This window comes from Williamsia sp. (assembly GCF_016462415.1).
Classification (GTDB): domain Bacteria; phylum Actinomycetota; class Actinomycetes; order Mycobacteriales; family Mycobacteriaceae; genus Williamsia_A.
The window spans coordinates 1-18,965 of sequence record NZ_JAEMTF010000085.1 but is presented as its reverse complement, the minus strand read 5'-3'; the positions used below and the strand labels follow the sequence as shown (position 1 = coordinate 18,965).

Annotated in this window: 18 protein-coding genes and 1 pseudogene; 5 read left to right on the top strand and 14 right to left on the bottom strand. The window is 68.1% G+C overall.

Going from position 1 to position 18,965, the window contains the following annotated elements; translation table 11 throughout:
* The 4 genes and pseudogenes from JHC79_RS17660 to JHC79_RS17645 form a co-directional block, all read right to left on the bottom strand.
* Positions 1-389: pseudogene (locus JHC79_RS17660) on the bottom strand (ABC transporter family substrate-binding protein); the annotation flags it as partial.
* 47 nt (positions 390-436) lie between these two features.
* Positions 437-2,338, bottom strand: a complete 1,902-nt coding sequence (locus JHC79_RS17655) for an ABC transporter ATP-binding protein (protein WP_296393218.1) — start codon at positions 2,336-2,338, stop codon at positions 437-439.
* Entirely contained in the window at positions 2,331-3,245 is a 915-nt protein-coding gene (locus JHC79_RS17650) for an ABC transporter permease (protein ID WP_296393220.1), read from the bottom strand. Before JHC79_RS17650 ends, JHC79_RS17655 begins: the two co-directional genes overlap by 8 nt.
* A gap of 51 nt (positions 3,246-3,296) precedes the next feature.
* Positions 3,297-4,271, bottom strand: coding sequence for an ABC transporter permease (locus JHC79_RS17645; protein WP_296393215.1), 975 nt, complete (start codon positions 4,269-4,271; stop codon positions 3,297-3,299).
* Between the two features lie 193 nt (positions 4,272-4,464).
* On the opposite strand from JHC79_RS17645, the gene JHC79_RS17640 reads away from it, so the two are divergent.
* The 3 genes from JHC79_RS17640 to JHC79_RS17630 all read left to right on the top strand — a co-directional run bounded on the left by JHC79_RS17640 (position 4,465) and on the right by JHC79_RS17630 (position 8,571).
* Complete coding sequence (locus JHC79_RS17640; RefSeq protein WP_296393213.1) at positions 4,465-5,421, top strand: nitrilase-related carbon-nitrogen hydrolase; 957 nt, start codon at positions 4,465-4,467, stop codon at positions 5,419-5,421.
* A complete protein-coding gene (locus JHC79_RS17635) occupies positions 5,418-6,440 on the top strand; it encodes an agmatine/peptidylarginine deiminase (RefSeq protein ID WP_296393211.1) in 1,023 nt (340 codons plus the stop codon). The genes JHC79_RS17640 and JHC79_RS17635 overlap by 4 nt, the downstream gene beginning before the upstream one ends.
* Before the next feature lie 118 nt (positions 6,441-6,558).
* Positions 6,559-8,571: an acyl-CoA dehydrogenase gene (locus tag JHC79_RS17630; RefSeq protein WP_296393209.1), complete on the top strand. Its 2,013-nt coding sequence runs from the start codon at positions 6,559-6,561 to the stop codon at positions 8,569-8,571.
* A 13-nt stretch (positions 8,572-8,584) separates the two neighbouring features.
* Here the strand turns inward: JHC79_RS17630 and JHC79_RS17625 are convergent, their stop codons facing one another.
* The 10 genes from JHC79_RS17625 to JHC79_RS17580 form a co-directional block, all read right to left on the bottom strand.
* A complete protein-coding gene (locus JHC79_RS17625; RefSeq protein WP_296393207.1) occupies positions 8,585-8,851 on the bottom strand; it encodes a hypothetical protein in 267 nt (88 codons plus the stop codon).
* The gene (locus JHC79_RS17620) at positions 8,848-9,393 is read right to left on the bottom strand and encodes a DUF3093 domain-containing protein (protein WP_296393204.1); all 546 of its coding nucleotides are present in this window, start codon (positions 9,391-9,393) and stop codon (positions 8,848-8,850) included. The genes JHC79_RS17625 and JHC79_RS17620 overlap by 4 nt, the downstream gene beginning before the upstream one ends.
* Entirely contained in the window at positions 9,386-9,781 is a 396-nt protein-coding gene (locus JHC79_RS17615; RefSeq protein ID WP_296393202.1) for a hypothetical protein, read from the bottom strand. Before JHC79_RS17615 ends, JHC79_RS17620 begins: the two co-directional genes overlap by 8 nt.
* On the bottom strand, positions 9,778-10,503 hold the full coding sequence (locus JHC79_RS17610; RefSeq protein ID WP_296393200.1) for a hypothetical protein: 726 nt from the start codon (positions 10,501-10,503) through the stop codon (positions 9,778-9,780). The genes JHC79_RS17615 and JHC79_RS17610 overlap by 4 nt, the downstream gene beginning before the upstream one ends.
* Positions 10,504-10,512: 9 nt before the next feature.
* Positions 10,513-11,496 carry a porphobilinogen synthase gene (gene hemB / locus JHC79_RS17605; RefSeq protein ID WP_296393198.1) on the bottom strand — a complete coding sequence of 328 codons (984 nt, stop codon included), beginning with the start codon at positions 11,494-11,496 and terminating at the stop codon, positions 10,513-10,515.
* A 94-nt stretch (positions 11,497-11,590) separates the two neighbouring features.
* A complete protein-coding gene (locus JHC79_RS17600) occupies positions 11,591-13,249 on the bottom strand; it encodes a bifunctional uroporphyrinogen-III C-methyltransferase/uroporphyrinogen-III synthase (protein ID WP_296393196.1) in 1,659 nt (552 codons plus the stop codon).
* Between the two features lie 44 nt (positions 13,250-13,293).
* Entirely contained in the window at positions 13,294-14,220 is a 927-nt protein-coding gene (gene hemC, locus JHC79_RS17595; protein ID WP_296393194.1) for a hydroxymethylbilane synthase, read from the bottom strand.
* On the bottom strand, positions 14,217-15,578 hold the full coding sequence (locus JHC79_RS17590) for a glutamyl-tRNA reductase (protein WP_296393192.1): 1,362 nt from the start codon (positions 15,576-15,578) through the stop codon (positions 14,217-14,219). Before JHC79_RS17590 ends, hemC begins: the two co-directional genes overlap by 4 nt.
* Positions 15,575-16,309, bottom strand: coding sequence for a redox-sensing transcriptional repressor Rex (locus tag JHC79_RS17585; RefSeq protein WP_296393190.1), 735 nt, complete (start codon positions 16,307-16,309; stop codon positions 15,575-15,577). Before JHC79_RS17585 ends, JHC79_RS17590 begins: the two co-directional genes overlap by 4 nt.
* Before the next feature lie 97 nt (positions 16,310-16,406).
* Positions 16,407-16,667: a glutaredoxin family protein gene (locus JHC79_RS17580; RefSeq protein ID WP_296393189.1), complete on the bottom strand. Its 261-nt coding sequence runs from the start codon at positions 16,665-16,667 to the stop codon at positions 16,407-16,409.
* Positions 16,668-16,764: 97 nt separating this feature from the next.
* Between JHC79_RS17580 and JHC79_RS17575 the strand changes: the two genes are divergently transcribed.
* Together JHC79_RS17575 and JHC79_RS17570 are read left to right on the top strand one after the other, a co-directional pair.
* Positions 16,765-17,895, top strand: a complete 1,131-nt coding sequence (locus tag JHC79_RS17575) for an HAD-IB family hydrolase (protein WP_296393187.1) — start codon at positions 16,765-16,767, stop codon at positions 17,893-17,895.
* 514 nt (positions 17,896-18,409) lie between these two features.
* Positions 18,410-18,853, top strand: coding sequence for a DUF559 domain-containing protein (locus tag JHC79_RS17570; protein WP_296393184.1), 444 nt, complete (start codon positions 18,410-18,412; stop codon positions 18,851-18,853).
* The last annotated feature ends 112 nt before the right edge of the window (positions 18,854-18,965 follow it).

Genomic DNA, 18,965 nt, shown 5'->3' with positions numbered 1-18,965 from the left:
GGGTTGATGTCGTAGGTGATGGTCTGTTTGCCGTTCACCTCGGACTCGACGATGTCGGTGAAGTAGTTCTTGTTGACCGTGAGGCTCGCGTCCGCGGCCGCGATGAACGGCGTGGGCATGGTTGCCAGATAGATGCGGTTGAGATCGCCGTTGGTCCCGTCGATCTGCAGGTAGTTGTAGTTGGGGATCACCGACTCGATGCGGTAGTTCATGTTCCCGCCCTGCTTGAGATCACTGATCGGGTGCGGGTTGATCTGCGCCCCGGCGCTGAACGATGCTGGCGCATTCTTGTCCGGACCGGTGTTGCCGGAGCTACAACCGGCCACCAGCCCGACGGTGGTCAGTGCCACCGCGACCGGGATCAACGCCCGGATCGTTCTCGTCCTCATGGGTTCACCTTTCGTCATACGCCTGTCGGGGATCGTCGTCGGAGTTCTCACACCGCGCCGGCCAGGGCCGCAGCGGCTGCGATCCGGTCGCGCTGCTGCACCGGGTCGGGGATCGGGATCGCGGCCAGCAATGCCCGCGTGTAGGGATCGGTGGGTGATTCGAAGACCTGCTGGGTGGGCCCCTTCTCCACGAACGCGCCATCACGCATCACCGCCACCTCGTCGGCGAGATGGCGGACCACCGAAAGATCGTGGGAGACGAACAGGTACGCGAGCCCGAGTTCGGCCTGCAGATCCTGCAGCAGGTTCAGCACGCCCGCCTGGATCGACACGTCGAGTGCCGAGACCGGTTCGTCGAGGACGAGAATGCTGGGCCGCAGCGCGATCGCGCGTGCGATACCGACCCGCTGGCGCTGGCCGCCGGAGAACTGCGTGGGGTAGCGATCGGCGAACTCGGGCCGCATCCCGACAGTGTCCATCAGCTCCCGAACGCGCTTGACGCGCTCACCCGCCTCGACGCCGTTGATCTTCAACGGCTCGGCGATGATCTCGCCCACCGGCATCCGCGGGTCGAGCGAACCCATCGGGTCCTGGAACACGATCTGGATGTGCGCCCGCAGAGCGCGCTGCTCGGATCGGCTCAGCTCATAGGGCTTGCGCCCGTTGATCTCCACCGATCCACGCTCCGGCCGGACGAAGTCCATGATCTCCAGCAGCGTCGTCGACTTCCCACACCCGGACTCGCCGACGATGGCCAGCGTCTTGCCGGCATGGATGTCGAAGCTGATCCCGTTGACCGCTGCGACCTCGCCGACCTTGCGCCGCAACACCGATCCCCGGAACACTGGGTAGCTCTTGTGCAGCTCGCTGACCGACAACACCGGAGTCGACGCGGCCTTCTCTGCCAGGATCGGTTCGGTGGAGCTCTCGGTGACCGGCGCGACGTCGAACACCTCGGCGGCGGTGCCGGCCGTCGCCGCGGTCACGTTGATGCACGCCGCACGGTGACCGGGAGTGATCTCGAGCAGCGGCGGCTCGGCGGTGTCGCACTCGTCGATGTGTACCGGACAGCGAGGCGCGAACGGGCAGCCGGTGGGCAGATCGACCAGTGCGGGCGGCGTTCCCTCGATCGGCACCAGCCGGCGCTGCGCAGGCCGGTCCGGGCGCGGGATCGAGCCCAGCAGCCCGACCGTGTACGGCATCGACGGTCGGGCGTAGAGCTCGTCGACCGACGCGGTCTCCACCGCACGCCCGGCGTACATCACCATCGCCCGATCCGCCACGCCCGCAACGACACCGAGGTCGTGAGTGATGAAGACGACCCCGGCACCGGTGACGTCGCGCGCGGTGCGCAACAGATCGAGGATCTGGGCCTGGATGGTGACGTCGAGAGCAGTGGTCGGCTCGTCGGCGATGATCAGGTCCGGGTCGTTGGCGATGGCCATCGCGATGACCACGCGTTGGCGCATGCCCCCGGAGAACTCGTGCGGATAGGAGCGCGCACGTGTCGCGGGTTCGGCGATCCCGACGAGGTCCAACAGTTCGACAGCGCGCTCCCGCGCGGCCGATCGACTCATCGACGGATTGTGCACCCGGACGGCCTCGGCGATCTGGTCGCCCACCCGGTAGATCGGGGTCAGCGCGGTCAGCGGATCCTGCGAGATCATGGCCACCGAACGCCCGCGCTCGGAGGACATCTCGCGATCGGAGAGACCCAGCAGTTGCCGTCCGTTGAGCTCGATCGAACCGCGGACGCGTGCGGTGGGCGGGAGCAACCCCATCACCGCGAGAGACGAGACCGACTTGCCCGACCCCGACTCACCGACGATCGCCAGCACCTCGCCCTTGTCGACGCGGTAGTCGAGCCCACGGACGGCGGTCACCCGCCCCTCCTCGCTCGGGAAGGTGACCTCGAGGCCACTGACCTCCAGAACCGGAACGTCAGCCACGGGCCTGCCCTCTCGTCGAATTCGGATCGAAGGCGTCGCGGAGTCCGTCACCGACGAAGTTGGTGGCCAGCACGATGAGAACCAGCGCGCCACAACAGAATGCGAACAACCACGGATACGTCAGCGCGGACGATGTGCCGTCGGCGATGAGGGTGCCGAGCGAGACGTCCGGTCGTTGCACGCCGAACCCGAAGTAGCTCAGGCTCGCCTCGCCGATGATCGCGATGCCCACGTTGAGCGTGACGTCCACGATGAGGATCGAGGCCATCGACGGCAGGATGTGCTTGCCGATGATCGACTGCGGCGTCGCACCCATATACTTCGCGGCGCGGATGAACTCGCGCTCCCGGAGAGACCTCGTCATCGCACGGATGATGCGCGAGGTGATCATCCACGCGAACGCGGCCAGCAACACCACCAGGATCAGGAAGCTCTTGTCCTTGAAGAACGGGCTGCAGATCGCGATGATCAAGAAGCTCGGGACCACCAGCAGCACGTCGGCGACCCACATGAGCGCGCGGTCGGTCCACCCGCCGAAGTACCCTGCGGCCGCGCCGACGACACCGGCGACCACGGTGGAGATCGCCGCCACCAGGATGCCGATGATCAGCGACTTCTGGAGACCACGCAGCGTCTGGGCGAGTACGTCCTGACCGATCTGGTTGGTGCCGAACCAGTGCAGGGTGGTGGGCGGGGTGTTGAGGTTGTACGGGTCGAGTTCCTCGTAGGTGTACGAGATCAGATGCGGCAGAACGAACGCCGCGAGGAACATGAGCACGAGCACGACGATGCCGAACAACGCCGGGCGGTTGCGCAGGAACCGTCTCAGCACGAGCCGGCGCCTGCTGATCGGCGCGGTCAGCTCACCGGCGATCGCGAGGTCCGCCTCGCTCGTCGAGACCGACATCGGTTCGATGGGTGTCGCCATCGTCAGATCCTCCCTGTCCGCGTCATGCGATCAGTACCGCACGCGCGGATCGAGCGCCGCGGTGAAGATGTCGGTCAGCATGCCGGAGATGAGCACCGACAGCGCGGTGAACAACGAGACCGCCATGGTGATGTTGATGTCCTGGCTGGTGATTCCGTAGATCAGCCAGTCGCCCATTCCGTACCAACCGAAGACACGCTCGGTGAACGTCGCGCCGGTGATCACCGCGCCCATGCCGAACGCGAACAGCGTCGCCATCGGGATCAGAGCGGTGCGGAACCCGTGGCGGAAGATCGCGCGTCCACGCGTGAGCCCCTTGCCGCGCGCGGTGCGGATGTAGTCCATGTTCAGTTCGTCGAGCATCGAGCTGCGCATGTACCGGCTGTAGCTGCCGAGCGTGAACAGCACCAACACCAGCGTCGGCAGCACCAGGTGCTGGGCCCGGTCGATGACCTCGTTCCACAGGCCGGGTTCCAGGGTGGTCGAGGTCTCCCCCGTGTACTGGAAGAACTCGCTGCCGGTCGACTGGTTGACCCGCACGGCAACGTATTTCAGGACCGGCGCGAGCACCAGGATGGGGATGCTGATGAGCACGAAGGTGACGATGGTCGCGACGTGGTCGAAGATCTTGTACTGCCGCACCGCGCCGTAGGCACCGACCAGGGTGCCGATGACGGCGCCGAGCACGGTCCCCAGTACGACGAGTCGCAACGAGACCAGGATGCGACGCCACAGCTCGTCGTTGACCGAGCCCGCTGCCACCGTCTGCCCGAAGTCGCCGGTGAACAGGTCACCCAACCACTTGAAGTACCGGAGAACCGGGTTGTCGTTCAGGTGCAGGGCGGCGCGCTTGGCGTCGATGACCGCGGCCGAGGGAGGCGGGTTCCGACCGAGCAGGTTGGCCAACGGATCGAAGGTCAGCGACGCGAGCATGTAGGTCAGAAAGGTCGCGATGAACAGGAGGACGACGTAGTTCAGCAACCTCCGCACGAGATACCCCGCCACGCATTCACCCTCCACCACGGCCGCGACGAACCCGCGGCGATTGCGTCATTCTGCACACATTGTGTTTCCCGGCTGTTTCGTTTCACTCCAAAAGGGACGAACGGGAAATCGCGGTTTCTGTTGCACAGCGGCCACGCTGGGCTTATCGTAAAACGAACATCATTCGTTTAATTGGATTCCGGGAGATCCTCACATGCGTACGATCACCGCACCTGCCATTCCGCCGGCGCTCAGCCGATACGACGAGCCGACACGCCAGCCGCTCCGGGTGGCCCTTGTGCAGCACCGGTGGCATGCCGATCCCGCCGCGTTGCGCGCAGAACTGGCCGACGGCATCGCCGCGGCCGCCCAGGCGGGAGCGGCCGCGGTGTTCCTCCCGGAGCTCACGCTGCGGCAGTACCCGGCGTTCGTCCGCGCGGGGGACAACCCCGGAGCCGACGCCGAGGACCTGCACACCGGACCGACGGCCACCTTCGCCGCCGAGATGGCCCGGGAGCACGACATCTTCGTGCACGCCTCGCTCTACCAGCAGGCCCCGGCAACCGACGGTTCCTCCCCGGACGGGCTCGGCCTCAACACCGCGATCCTCGTCTCGCCGCAGGGTGAGATCGTCGCCCACACCCACAAGCTCCACATCCCGATCAGCCCCGGCTACTACGAGGACACCTACTTCCGCGCCGGACCGGCCGACGATCCCTACCCCGTGCACCGTCCGGAGGGACTGCCCGCGGCGTTCGGGTTCCCGACGTGCTGGGACGAATGGTTCGCCGAGGTCACCCGCAGCTACTCGATCGCCGGCGCGGAGATCCTGGTCTACCCCACGGCCATCGGCTCCGAACCCGACTTCCCCGACTTCGACACCCAGCCGCAGTGGCAGCAGGTCATCGTCGGCAACGCCATCGCCAACGCCACCTTCATGATCGTCCCCAACCGCCATGGCGACGAGGGCGCGATCACGTTCTACGGATCGTCGTTCATCTGTGATCCCTACGGCCGCATCCTGGTTGCGGCCCCCCGCGACGAGTCGGTCACGCTGGTCGCAGATCTCGACCTCGACCAACGACGGGACTGGCTGGCCCTGTTCCCGTTCCTGGCCACCCGCCGCCCCGACACCTACACGTCGCTGACCGCGCCGATCGTCGTGCCATGACGTGGCGTCAACCCGCCGAGGGCGTACCCCAGGAACGGGTGTGGATGGCTTATCCGGTGACCGGTTACTCATTGGGCGACACCGAGTCCGAACGTGACGAGGCGCGGCGGACCTGGGCGGAGGTCGCACACGCCATCGCCGACCACGAGCCCGTCACGGTGCTGGTCGACCCCGGCGAGATCGACCACGCCCGGCGCTACCTGTCGTCGGAGATCACCGTCGTGGAGGCACCTCTGGACGACGCGTGGGCCCGCGACATCGGACCGACCTTCGTCGTCGACGACGAAACGGGCCGCCTCGGAGCGGTCGACTGGGTGTTCAACGGCTGGGGTGCCGCCGAGTGGGCTACCTGGGATCACGACCAGCACATCGGGAAGCTGATCGCCGAGTTGTCCGGCGCCGAGCTGATCACCTCGCCGATGATCAACGAGGGCGGCGGTTTTCAGGTCGACGGCAGTGGCACCGTGCTGCTGACCGAAACCGTCCAGTTGGGCCAGGGCCGCAACAGCGAGTGGACGGCCGCGCAGGTGGAGGCCGAACTGGCGCGCACGATCGGGACCACCACCGCGATCTGGCTGCCCTACGGACTGACGCGCGACAACGAGACCTTCGGCACGCGCGGCCACGTCGACATCGTCGCCGCCATCCCCACCCCGGGCACGGTGCTGGTGCACGAACAGACCGACCCCACACATCCCGACCACGCGGTGTCCGCCGAGATCAGGCGGCTGCTGTCCGATGCGACGGATGCCCAGGGGCGCAGCTTCGACATCATCGGTGTCCCGGCCCCGGCGGGACTGACCGACAGCGAGGGTTTCGTCGACCACAGCTACATCAACCACCTCGTGATCAACGACGCCGTCATCGCCTGCCGTTTCGACGACCCGCGCGACGACGCGGCCGCGGGGATCCTGGCCGACGCCTATCCAGGGCGGACGATCATCGGCATCGACGCCCGACCGCTGTTCGCCCGCGGCGGCGGGGTGCACTGCATCACCCAACAGCAGCCCGCGGTGTGATCGGTGGGCCGGAGCGTGCCCATTCCGTGACTCTCCGGCGACTCTCGTCACGAAGACCGCGCTTTTTGTGATCATGAACGCGATGCCGTCGGGGTTACTCGCCAGTAATATCGGAGACATGACCGTCACCCAGGCAACGCAGCCCGAAGATCGTTCATCCGATGTCACATCGTCCGACCACGATGAAGCCGTGGACCAGGGCCTGGTGGTCGACAACCTGAAGTACACGCTCGACGGCAAGTGGCGCGACGTCCGTAACTATGCCCGCGCCCACATGGACCGCACCGACCTGTTGCCGGACCCGACCCTGTCGATGCAGGAAGCGCGGGACGCCACGTTCGCGAAGCTCGGCGAGCTCGCACAGCTCGACTTCGCGGCGGCGGGTTTCCGCCCGGAGCACGGCGGCACCGGCGACGTGGGCGCGGCGATCACCAGCATCGAGATGCTCGGGTACGCCGACCTGTCGCTGATGGTGAAGGCGGGCGTGCAGTGGGGTCTGTTCGGCGGCGCCATCGAGAACCTCGGCACCCAGCGGCACCACGACCGCTACGTCACCGACCTGATCAACCTCGACCTGCTCGGCTGTTTCGCCATGACGGAGACCGGCCACGGCTCGAACGTCCAGGCGCTGGAGACCGTCGCCACCTACGACGCCGACTCCGACGAGTTCGTCGTGCACTCGACCACCGAGTCGGCCACCAAGGACTACATCGGCGGCGCAGCCCAACACGCCACCGTCGCATCGGTGTTCGCCCAGCTCGTGACCGGCGGTCCGGGTGAGGAGCCCACCGGCCGGGGCGTCCACTGTTTCGTGGTGCCGCTGCGCGACGACAAGGGCAACGCCCTTCCCGGCGTGAGCATCGGCGACGACGGCCCCAAGGGCGGTCTCGCCGGCGTCGACAACGGTCGGCTGCGGTTCGACAAGGTGCGCATCCCGCGCGAGAACCTGCTCAACAAGTACGCCGATGTTGACGCCGACGGCACCTACCACTCGCCGATCGAGAACGAGAACCGTCGCTTCTTCACGATGCTCGGCACCCTGATCCGTGGGCGCATCAGCGTCGCGGCCACGGCAGGCGCGGCCGGTCGCAAGGCACTCGCCATCGCCACCCGCTACGGATTGACCCGTCGGCAGTTCGAGGCACCCGACTCCGACAACGAGATCGTGATCATGGACTACCTCGCGCACCAGCGAAAGCTGTTGCCGCTCATCGCGAAGTCGTATGCGTTGAACTTCGCGCAGAACGAGGTCACCGAGGAGCTGCACGAGGTGCAGACCGCGAACCCCGAGTCGACTGAGGGTGACGACTCGTTCGCCGGCCGTCAGCGTCAGCTGGAGAGCCTCGCCGCCGGCCTCAAGGCCATGACCACCTGGCACGCATCGCATTCGATCAACGTCGCGCGCGAGGCGTGCGGCGGCGCCGGTTACCTCGACGAGAACCAGCTGTCGATCATGCGTGGCGACATCGACGTGTTCACCACGTTCGAGGGCGACAACACCGTCCTCACCCAGCTGCTGGCCAAGGAGCTGCTCTCGGCCTACGCCGAGGACGTCCGTGGCCTCAACACGGTCGGCTGGGCGCGCTTCATCGCGAACATGGCCCGCGACGTCGTGCTGGAGAAGTCGGCGGCCCGCCAGGTCGTGCAGACGCTGATGGATTCGTCCGACGAGGACACCGAGGAATCGGAACTGTCCAACCGCGGCACGCAGATCCGGCTGTTCCGCAACCGCGAGGACCACCTGCTGCGTACCTGCGCCAACCGGCTGCGGCGCGCCACCGAGGAGGGCAACGACCCGTTCGAGGTGTTCAACGCCGCTCAGGACCACCTGCTGAAGGTGGGCCACGCGCACATGGAACGCGTTGTGCTGGAAGCGTTCATCGAGGGCATCGAGGGGTGCGACAGCAAGGCGGCGACCGAGCTGCTCGGCACCGTCTGTGACCTGTACGTCTACTCCGCGCTGGAGAACGACCTCGACTGGTTCCTGATGCACCGCCACATCTCGGTGGAGCGCGCCAAGGCCATCCGCCGTGGCGTCAACGATCTGTGCGCGCAGCTGCGTCCGCACGCCAAGACCCTCGTCGACGCGTTCGGTGTCCCCGAGGCGCTGTTGACGGTGCAGATGCACTGACCCCTGTCGGGTGTCAGCGGCCGCGTCTGGTGAGCGCTGCTCGTACCGAGAACGCGAGGACGAGCAGCGCTGCCAGCGCGATGACCGTGGCTCCGCCGATCCGACTTCCCGAGTACCGGGTCAGTTCGTACGGTCCGGAGATCAGCTTGCCGTCGAGTTCCACCGGCGGGTAGCTGCTCGTCTCGATCCCGCTGCGCCACAACCAGATCGCAGCAGCCACGAGCACGACTCCGACGACTACTCCCACGACCGCGACGAGACGGCGGCCGCCCGGGGTCACGTGTCGTCCCGAGGCGGCAGGCCCATCTGCATGGCCAGGTGGGCCTCGGAGAGCTCGACGCGGAGACGCTGGTGGTCGCGGGCCCACGCCTGCGCCAACTTGCCCGATGTCATGCGGACCCCGATGCCGGTACGGCGTCGCGGCACGGCCCGCAGTTCACCGATCGCCGGCGCACTCTCCCACTTCTCGGGCTCGGGGTTGGTGTTCTCCGGGTAGATCCGTGTGATGTCGGCCAGGGCGATGGTGCGCGTGCCCTGCTTGAGGGTCGTGTCGGTGAGGACCACCCCGACGTGCTGTCGCGCGGCGTAGACCTGGATCGCCGAGAAGCCGGTGATGATGACCAGGAAGATCGACAGCACCGGCCAGTGCACCTGTCCCCCACCGAACAGCTCGGTCAGCAGCACCGCGGCCACGAGGATCGGGCCGATCGACACGACCCACCAGCTGCCACCGTTCTCGCGGAACAGCACTCGTCCCGGCACCACCGAGGTGTTCCACTCGTCGGCACCCGGGGTCTCGGGAGAATCGGGGGCGTCAGCCACCGACACCCCCGCGGGTGAACCACGGCTCGGCGGCCGGGCGGTAGGCCATCATCGAGCCGATCAGCCCGACGATCCCGCTGATCAACAGGAACGGGTCGAGGAACAGCGCCGCCATCAACATGCCGAGCACGGTGGCCGTCAACGACAGCACGGCGAGTACCGACCGCCAGCGCGGATCGCCGGAGCCGGTGCGCCGGGTCAGCAGCAGCATCCCGACGCCCACACCCGCGCTGACCACGCCGAGACCGATACCGAAGGCGTTGGCGCTGCCGATCCCGATGATCAGGAACCACGCCGCCGAGACGAGGAACAGCACGCCCGACGCGATCCACAGACGTACCGCCCACACCGCGAGCTTCGGCGTCGCCGCGGGTCCTGGTTTCGTCATCGGTTGCCCCCGGAGTCGTCCCGTCGATCGTCGTCGCGCGGCTGGTAGCGGTTGGGATCGGGGTACTGCTGCTGTGGCGGGTACGGATACGACCCCTGCTGCGGGTACTGACCGTGCGGGAAGTACTGACCCGGCGGCGGACCACCGTTCGGCGGCCACCCGGGACCGGGCGGAGGCGTTCCGCCGGACTTGCGATACGTCGCCATCGCCTTGCAGTAGGTCTCGGTCTCGCGCTGCAGCAGCAGGTACGCGGCGCCCAGGGCGGCCACCCCGCCGATCACGGTGGGGATCATCGCCCAGGTGGCGCCGTTGCCACCGAAGAGCGCGAGCACGGCCTGGACCACCAGGAACGCGCTGAAGAACGACAGCACGAGGCGGGCCCAGTTGTGGCCGGTGCGGGCCAGCCAGACGATGAGCAGCGACACGGCCGCGATGATCGCGGTGGCCACGACGAACACCCCGACCAGGAACCCGCTGGACGTGACGAGGTCGACCTCTTGTGCTGTTGCGCCCTTCGTCTCGCGCACCGAGTCACGGAAGGATTGGGTGACCGTGGAGTACTCGCCGATCGACGCGATGATCTGGCAGAGCACCACCACGAGCCACAGCTCGGTCGCGATGGCCATCGAGTTCACGAGCGTCGGCTTCCCCGACTCACCCTTGTTGTGCGACGGATCCGGGGGCCACGAGCCCTGGGGCCACGGATTCGGGGGTTGAGACATGGCCCCAGACTAGTGGAGCCTGGCGGCGACCTCGGTTGCCCAGTAGGTCAGCACGATGTCGGCGCCTGCCCGTCGGATCGAGGTCAGCGACTCGAGGATGGCGGCGTCACGATCGATCCAGCCGCGTTCGGCGGCCGCGGTGATCATCGAGTACTCGCCGGAGATCTGGTAGGCCGCGACCGGCACGACCACTGCCTCGGCGACGTCGCGGACGATGTCGAGGTAGCTCATCGCGGGCTTGACCATGACGATGTCGGCGCCCTCGGCGAGGTCGAGTTCGAGCTCGCGGATCGCCTCGTCGCGGTTGGCCGGGTCCTGTTGGTAGGTCCGACGATCGCCCTGCAACGAACTGCCCACCGCCTCGCGGAACGGGCCGTAGAAAGCGGACGAGTACTTCGCGGTGTAGGCGAGGATCCCGGCGTCGGTGTGCCCGGCGGCGTCGAGCGCGGCACGGATCGCGCCGACCTGGCCGTCCATCATCCCGCTCGGGCCGAGCAGGTGAGCGCCCGCCTCGACCTGCGCCAGCGCCATCGACACGTAGCGCTCGAGGGTGGCGTCGTTGTCGACGCGCCCCTCGGCGTCGAGGACGCCACAGTGCCCGTGGTCGGTGAACTCGTCGAGACAGGTGTCGGCCATCAGCACGGTCGAATCGCCGAGGTCGGACCGCAATGCGGCCAACGCACGGTTGAGGATCCCGTCGGGATCGTCGGCACCCGAACCCGTCGCGTCCTTGTCACCGGCGGCCGGGACACCGAACAGCATCAGCCCGCCGACACCGGCCTCGACGGCCTGGGCCGCGGCAGTGCGCACCGAGTCGAGGGTGTGCTGGACGACGCCCGGCATGGATGCGATCGGGTTGGGCTCGGACAGGCCGTCGGCGACGAACACCGGCAGCACGAGGTGTCGCGGCTCCAACGACGTCTGCGCCACCAGGCGACGCATCGCCGGGGTGGTGCGCAGACGACGGGGCCGGATGTACGGACGGTCGGTCATGAGTCCACCCTACGACCCTCCAGAAACCACACCGCACAGCGTCGTTGGATGCGGTGTGCACCCAACGCAGCTGTGCGGCGTTGGTTGTGGACGATCAGGACCGCGAGCGACGGGCCTTCTTGCGCGGAGGGGGCAGAGCCCCTTCGGCGCGCAGTCGGGTGGCGTGCTCGGCCAGGGCCTCGACCAGGTCGGGGACCGAAGCGGTCTCCGGCTGGACGTCGACGCGCAGCCCGAACTCGATCGCGGTCTCGGCCGTCTTGGGTCCGATGCACGCAACGATGGTGCGCGCGTGCGGCTTCCCGGCGATACCGACGAGGTTGCGCACCGTCGAACTCGAGGTGAAGCAGACCGCGTCGAACCCACCGGTCTTGATCATCTCGCGGGTCGTCGCCGGCGGCGGCGCCGCGCGAACGGTGCGGTACGCGGTGACGTCGTCGATCTCCCAGCCCCGCTCACGCAGACCCTCCGACAGCGTCTCGGTCGCGATGTCCGCACGCGGCAACAGGATCCGGTTCACCGGGTCGAAGACGTCGTCATACGGCGGGAAGTCGTCGAGCAGACCCAGCGACGACTGCTCGCCACTCGGGATCAGCTCGGGGTTGATGCCGAAGGTACGCACCTTGGCCGCGGTCGCCTCGCCGACGCAGGCGATCTTGACGCCGCTGAAAGCGCGTGCGTCCAAACCGAACTCGGCGAACTTCTCCCACACCGCACGCACCGCGTTGGTGGAGGTGAAGACGACCCACTGGTAGCGACCGTCGACGAGTCCCTTGACGGCGCGTTCCATCTGCGCCGGACTACGCGGCGGCTCCACCGCGATCGTGGGGACCTCCATCGGCATGGCGCCGTGGACGACGAGCCGATCGCTCATGTCGCCGGCCTGGTCCTTGGTGCGCGGCACGAGCACGGTCCAGCCGTACAGCGCACGCGACTCCCACCAACTCAGGCGGCTGCGCTGGGTGACGACCTTGCCGATGGTGACGATGAGCGGGCCCTGCAGGCCTGCACCCTTGTCGTTGAGGGTGGCCAGCGTCGCCTCGATGGTGCGCTGCTGACACGTGGTGCCGTTGACCGTCACGGCGACCGGGGTCTGCGCGGCGACGCCGTGTTCGGTCAGGGCGCTCGCGGTCTCCGCGAGGTGACCGGCCGTGGCGTGCAGCACCAGCGGTCCGGGGGCTGCGGCCAGAGCGGCCCAGTCCACCTCGCCGCGGACGTCGGCCTCGGTGTGACCCGAGCCGAGCGGCATGCCCGCGTAGCTGGGGACCGCCGCGGCGGCGGGCAGTCCGGGGATGACCTCGAAGCCGATCGAGGTCCGCGCGACGGCGTTGACCTCGGCCAGGACCGAGTCGGTGGTCAGGGGATCGCCCGCGACCACGCGGACGACGTCGTCGCCGCCCTTGGCCACGGCGATGAGGGTCTTGGCCACCTCGGCCGGATCACCGAGCGCCGGGCGAACCCGCGCACCGGTCTCCTCGGGGTCGACGATCGAATCGTTCTCGACCGCGACGGGTCCGGTGGGGGCGCTGTCATCGGTGGCTGCGTCGGCGGCAACCGGGGCAGCGGGTGCGGTCGGTTCGGGGGCCACGTTGGCGCCGATCAGGGCGATCACACCGGCCGGGACATCGGGATCGACGAACACCGTGCCGGCGTTCTCGATGGCATCTCGGGCGCGTACCGTCAGCAGCGCCGGATCTCCTGGGCCCGACCCCACGAACAGGATCCGACCCGGATGTGCCTTCTTCATGCGGCTCATACGTTTGCGCTTTCTGCGACCCGTGTCCGGGTCTGTCGGTGTGGCTACCGGTTGCGCATGACCTCGGCGGCCCCGCGATCCAGTAGTTCTGCGGCGAGTTCCCGACCGAGCGCCACGGCGTTGTCCACGGGGCCCACCACCGACGATCGGATCACCTCGGATCCGTCCTCGGCCGCGACCGCCGCACGCAGCGACAGCTCGGTGAAAATGCGCCCGTCGTCGTCGATCGACTCCACCACCTCGGCGATCGCTCCGACCGGAGCAGTGCACCCGGCCTCGAGGGCCGCCAACACTGCGCGCTCGGCGTCGACCGCTGCCCGCGTGGGGGCGTCGTCCAACTCGGCGAGAATGCTCACCAGTTCGGCATCGTCGGAGCGGCACTCCACAGCCAGAGCGCCCTGTGCGGGTGCCGGTAGCAGCACCACCGGATCGAACGCCTCGGTGACCTCATCGGCACGACCGATTCGAACCAACCCTGCACGGGCCACAACCACTGCATCGAGCTCACCGCTGGCGACTTTGCCCAACCGAGAATCTAGGTTGCCTCGTAGGGGGCGGATTTCCAAACCGAGACCCAGTGCGTTAAGCTGCGCGACCCGCCGCGGAGCGGACGTCCCCACCGTCGAACCCGCGGGCAGCTCGCCCAACACCCGACCACCCGACGCCACCAACGCGTCCCGGGAGTCCTCACGGGGCGGCACCGCGGCGATGGTCAACACCGGGTCGGGCGCGGTGGGCAGATCCTTGTAGGAGTGCACCGCCACGTCGATCTCCCCGGCGTGCAGGGCGTTGCGGATGGCGGTGGTGAACACCCCGATGCCGATCTCGGCCACCGGGGCGGCCGACAGATCGCCTGCGGTCGTCACGATGACCAGTTCGGCCGGGTGCCCGGCGGCGATCAGCTGATCACGGATGACCCCCGACTGCGTCCTCGCGAGAAGCGATCCCCGCGTGCCGATCTTTATCGTCAACGGTCGCCTCGTGCGCGCAACTCACCGGGAAGGCCGGTCTCGGGCGCCGAGACCGACTCCGCTGCACCGGGAGTGAGTTCGAAGAGTTCACGCAGAGCCTCGGCGTAGTGATCGCCCTGCGGGGTCGACGCGAGCTGCTTCACCCGGACCGTCGGAGCGTGCAGGAGCTTGTCGACGACGCGGCGGACCGCCTTGGCGACCTCGTCGCGTTGCGGGTCGTCGAGACCGGGGAGCTTGGTCTCCAGCCGCATGATCTCGGCCTCGACCATCTCCGCGGCACGCTGGCGGAGCGCGGTCACGGTGGGGGTCACCTCGGCCTGGCGCTGATGGGTCAGGTAGTCGGCCAGCTCGCCGGCGACGATGTCGCGGGCGGCGGCGGTGTCGGCCGCGGCGGCCTGGGTGGCGCCGTCGCCGCGCAGTCCCTCGATGTCGACGATGTGCACGCCGGGCAGCCGCGCGGCGGCCGGATCGACGTTGCGGGGCAGTCCGAGGTCGCAGATGACCAGCGGGGTCGACTGGGTGCGGGCGGCCAGCGCCGAGTGCACCTCACCGACGGTGACCAGCGAGCCGACCGTGCCGGTACAGCTCACCAGGACGTCGGCGTCGGCCAGCGCACCGGCGAGCCCGGACATCGGGACCGCGGACGCACGGACCCCGTGGTTCTTGGCGACATTGGCCGCGAGGTGCTCGGCCTTCTCGGTGGTGCGGTTGACGACACGCAGCTCGGTGACCCCGTCGCGGGCCAGATGCGCGGCCGCGAGGCCACCCATCGCGCCGGCGCCGAGGACCACGGCCGAGTCGATCGTGCCGGGCTCGCCACGGGTGCCCAGCAGCGCCTTGGCGCGCTCGAGGGCCACCGACACGACCGATGCCCCCGCGCGGTCGATGCCGGTCTCGCTGTGGACGCGCTTGCCCACGCGCAGCGCCTGCTGCGCCAGTTCGTGCAGGACACGTCCGGCCGAGGAGTTCTCGTCGGCACTGGCATAGGCCGCACGGATCTGGCCGAGGATCTGCTGCTCGCCGACGACCATCGAGTCCAGGCCCGCGGCGACGGTGAACAGATGCTCGACCGCGGCCTCGGAGTAGCGCACGTAGGCGTGGCTGGTCATCTGGTTGACGGTCATGCCGGAGTGCTCACCGATGACCGCGCCCACCGCCTCGAGGGCGGGGTGGAAGGCGTCGACGACTGCGTAGATCTCGACGCGGTTGCACGTGGAGACGATCATCACCTCGGAGATCTGCGGCGTCTCCAGCAGTGCGTCGACGAGCTTCGGGCGGGCGTCGTCGGAGATGGCCAACCGCTCCAGCACCGACACGGGTGCGCTGCGGTGGGACACACCGAACAGGAAGATACTCACACTGCTACCGATCTCTGAGCCGTCGACATGTGGGAAGCCGTGTCGTCGGCGGCGGGTTTCGTGGTCAGTTCCTCGCCCGCGTTACGGGACGCGTTGAACGCGAGGACCTGGAGTTCGAGGGCGAGGTCCACCGGACGGATGTAGACGTCGGAGGAGGTGTGCAACGACACCGTCGTGAAGTTGAGGATCTGCCGGACGCCTGCGCGCACGAAGGCGTCACAGGTCTGCTGCGCGATCGCGTCCGACGTCGCCACGACGGCGATGTCGACACCTTTCGCCACGCAGTGTTCGGCGAGATCGGTCATCGGTGCCACGGTCAGTTCAACACCGGCTGCGGGGAATGTCGTACCGATGAGGTCGGGGTCAGTGTCGAACATCGCAACGACGGTGAACCCGCGGCCCAGACCCGTGTGGGCGAGCAGTGCCCGTCCGAGGAAGCCCGCACCGGCCAACGCCACGTTGTGGGTGTCCTCGGTGTGCAGGGCCAGGGCGATGCGGGCGGTGAGGCGCCGGACGTCGTAGCCGACGCCGCGTACCCCGTTGGCGCCGACGTGGGAGAGGTCCTTGCGCAGGATCGCGGAGTTGACGCCCGCGGCGGTGGCGAGCTGTCCGCTGGAGGTGACGAGCACCCCGTGCTCGCTGAACAGGCGCAACACGTGCAGGTAGGTGGCCAACCGGGCGACCGACGCGTCCGGGATGGACGACCCGTTCTCTTCGGGTGATCTGGGCATCTACTGGCTCCGACTCATCGTGTCCGCGCCCGTCGTCGTTGGCGGCGCGGATAACCGAATCGAGCGTATACCGCTTGTGAATGCGTTCACAAAAGGGTCACGCTTGTTCTCGCAGGGCAGTCAGATCCCGGTGCAGCCGCGGCCGGTCCACCTCGCCGTAACTGTGCTCGCGGTCGTCGAGCAGGACCACCGGCAGACGGTCGCCGAACTCGGCGCGCAGTTCGGGGTCGTGCGCGGCGGCCTCGTCGACGTCGACGACGGTCAGGGGTGCGTCATACCCGGCGCAGACCTCGCGCAACTCGTCGAGCGCGCGGGCGCACGCGGGGCATCCGGCACGGGTGAGAAGGGTGACGACCACGGATTCGATTGTGCACCTGCTCCGCACGTCACCTTTTCTGCGGTGCGCCCTCGCCGTGCGACTACGCTGGGGCCGTGAGCGAGCAGGAGGCGATGGGGTGACCGATACGCCCGGCGAGACCGGTCCGGACCGGGAGCACGACGACGCCGTGGACCCGGTCGCGGCGCAGACCGGTGGTGTCGCCGATTCCGAGGCGGTCCTGGCCGGACCCGACCCCGATGCGAGCGCCGATCCGTCCGACGAGCGTGACGCCGGCGGCACCGTCAGCCACTGGATCACCTCGCGGGCAGGTCGCGCCTCCGGATCGGGTCGGGTCGGCCGGTTCCGTCAGTCCGCCGCCGAACTACGTCACTCCCTGGCCGGCGAGGCCAGCGCGCAGGCCGCCTACGCGACGCTGCAGGAACGCACCCGCCTCGACGACGGTGAGAACGACGAGCCCGGCGCCCCCACCGACGTCCCGCCGGACCTGACCGCGGCCGCGTTCTTCGACGTCGACAACACCCTGGTCCAGGGCGCATCGATCGTGCACTTCGCCCGCGGACTGGCCGCCCGCGACTACTTCTCCTACCGCGACATGGCCGAGTTCATCTGGGCGCAGGCCAAGTTCCGGGTGACCGGGCGAGAGAACGCCGACGACGTCGCCTCCGGTCGGGAGAAAGCGCTGTCGTTCATCGCGGGCCGCTCGACCGAGGAGTTGGTCCGCCTCGGCGAGGAGATCTTCGACGAGACCATCGCCGACAAGATCTGGCCGGGCACGCGCACCCTCGCGCAGATGCACCTCGACGCCGGCCAGCAGGTCTGGCTCGTCACCGCGACACCGGTCGAACTCGCCCAGACCATCGCCGACCGCCTCGGCCTCACCGGCGCCCTCGGGACGGTCGCCGAGAGTGTCGACGGGAAGTTCACTGGTCGCCTCGTCGGCGACATCCTGCACGGCCTCGGCAAGGCACACGCGGTGCGTACGTTGGCCATTCGTGAGGGTCTGAACCTGAAGCGATGTACCGCGTACTCCGATTCCCACAACGATGTCCCGATGCTGTCGCTGTGCGGTACCGCCGTGGCGATCAACCCCGACGCCGACCTGCGCGATGTCGCCCGGGTGCGCGGGTGGGAGATCCGCGACTACCGCACCGCCCGCAAGGCCGCCAAGATCGGTCTGCCCACCGCGGTCCTGCTCGGTGCCGCCGGTGGCGGCGCTGTCGCCGCGGTCCGCAAGTTCCGCGACTGACTCTGGTCCACAACCCACACCTCTGAGCCCGGTCGGCTGCTTTGTGCACAGATCGGGGTGTAGCGACGTGGGTTGTGGATGACTCCACCGCTCATCAGATGTGGTCACCCGGCGGACACACACTGACCCGATGGAAGACGTGGGGGTCTACAGCTGGCGGACCTTGGTGGGTCGTGGTCACACGCAGGCTCAGGTGAGGTCAGCAGTGGCCGAAGGGGACCTCATTCGTCTCCGCCGCGGTTGGTACGCAACGCGATACGCCGACCCCTCGGTCGTAGCCGCGGTCGCCCGTGGCGGGGTACTGAGCTGTCTCTCTGCCCTTCGTATGCACGGCGTGTGGGTGCCCGAACACATCACGAACCTTCACGTACGGGCGAACTCGGAAAATCGTCGACGTTCCGAGCCTTTCTGCTCCCAACACGGCGGTTACGCGATCGAGGTCGGGCCGGTCGATGGGTTGGCGGTGGCACTCCGGCACGCCGTGCGATGTCCCGACGACGAAGGTGTCGTCGTCGTGTGCGACTCGATTCTGAACAAGCATCTGATGACGGTGCAGGATCTCGCGGACACCGTGTCGGACGCGCCTGCTTCCACGCGACGCCTGCTCGACAAGTGCGACGGGCGCGCGCAATCCGGTACCGAGACCATGGTTCGTCTGAGGCTTCGTGGTCGGCGCATCGCGGCCACACCCCAGGTGCAGATCGCCGGGGTGGGGTGGGTCGACCTCCTGGTCGGCGAACGCCTGATCGTCGAAGTCGACGGCGAACAATTCCACACCGGGCTCGAGAAATTCGCGGAGGATCGACGACGCGATCGCGAGGCCGTCCGTCGCGGCTACTTACCCGTGCGGTTCACCTACCCCGACGTCGTCCACAGGTGGACCGTCAGCGAACAGGTGATTCTCGACATCGTCCGGTCCAACCGACATCGGAGCCCTCGCCACAACCCACCCCGCTGAGGCATGTCGGGCGCATCATGCAGCCGACGACTCCGAGCGCCGTGGGTTGTGGACGACGTCAGCCGAAGTAGACCGAGCCTCGGCGACTGAGCATGCGGAACAGTGTCTGCTG

Coding starts and splice junctions, on each gene's coding strand:
- JHC79_RS17650 (WP_296393220.1), bottom strand. CDS start 3,245: ATGTCGGTCTCGACGAGCGAGGCGGACCTCGCGATCGCCGGTGAGCTG.
- JHC79_RS17640 (WP_296393213.1), top strand. CDS start 4,465: ATGCGTACGATCACCGCACCTGCCATTCCGCCGGCGCTCAGCCGATAC.
- JHC79_RS17635 (WP_296393211.1), top strand. CDS start 5,418: ATGACGTGGCGTCAACCCGCCGAGGGCGTACCCCAGGAACGGGTGTGG.
- JHC79_RS17630 (WP_296393209.1), top strand. CDS start 6,559: ATGACCGTCACCCAGGCAACGCAGCCCGAAGATCGTTCATCCGATGTC.
- JHC79_RS17615 (WP_296393202.1), bottom strand. CDS start 9,781: ATGACGAAACCAGGACCCGCGGCGACGCCGAAGCTCGCGGTGTGGGCG.
- JHC79_RS17610 (WP_296393200.1), bottom strand. CDS start 10,503: ATGTCTCAACCCCCGAATCCGTGGCCCCAGGGCTCGTGGCCCCCGGAT.
- hemB (WP_296393198.1), bottom strand. CDS start 11,496: ATGACCGACCGTCCGTACATCCGGCCCCGTCGTCTGCGCACCACCCCG.
- JHC79_RS17600 (WP_296393196.1), bottom strand. CDS start 13,249: ATGAGCCGCATGAAGAAGGCACATCCGGGTCGGATCCTGTTCGTGGGG.
- JHC79_RS17585 (WP_296393190.1), bottom strand. CDS start 16,309: ATGCCCAGATCACCCGAAGAGAACGGGTCGTCCATCCCGGACGCGTCG.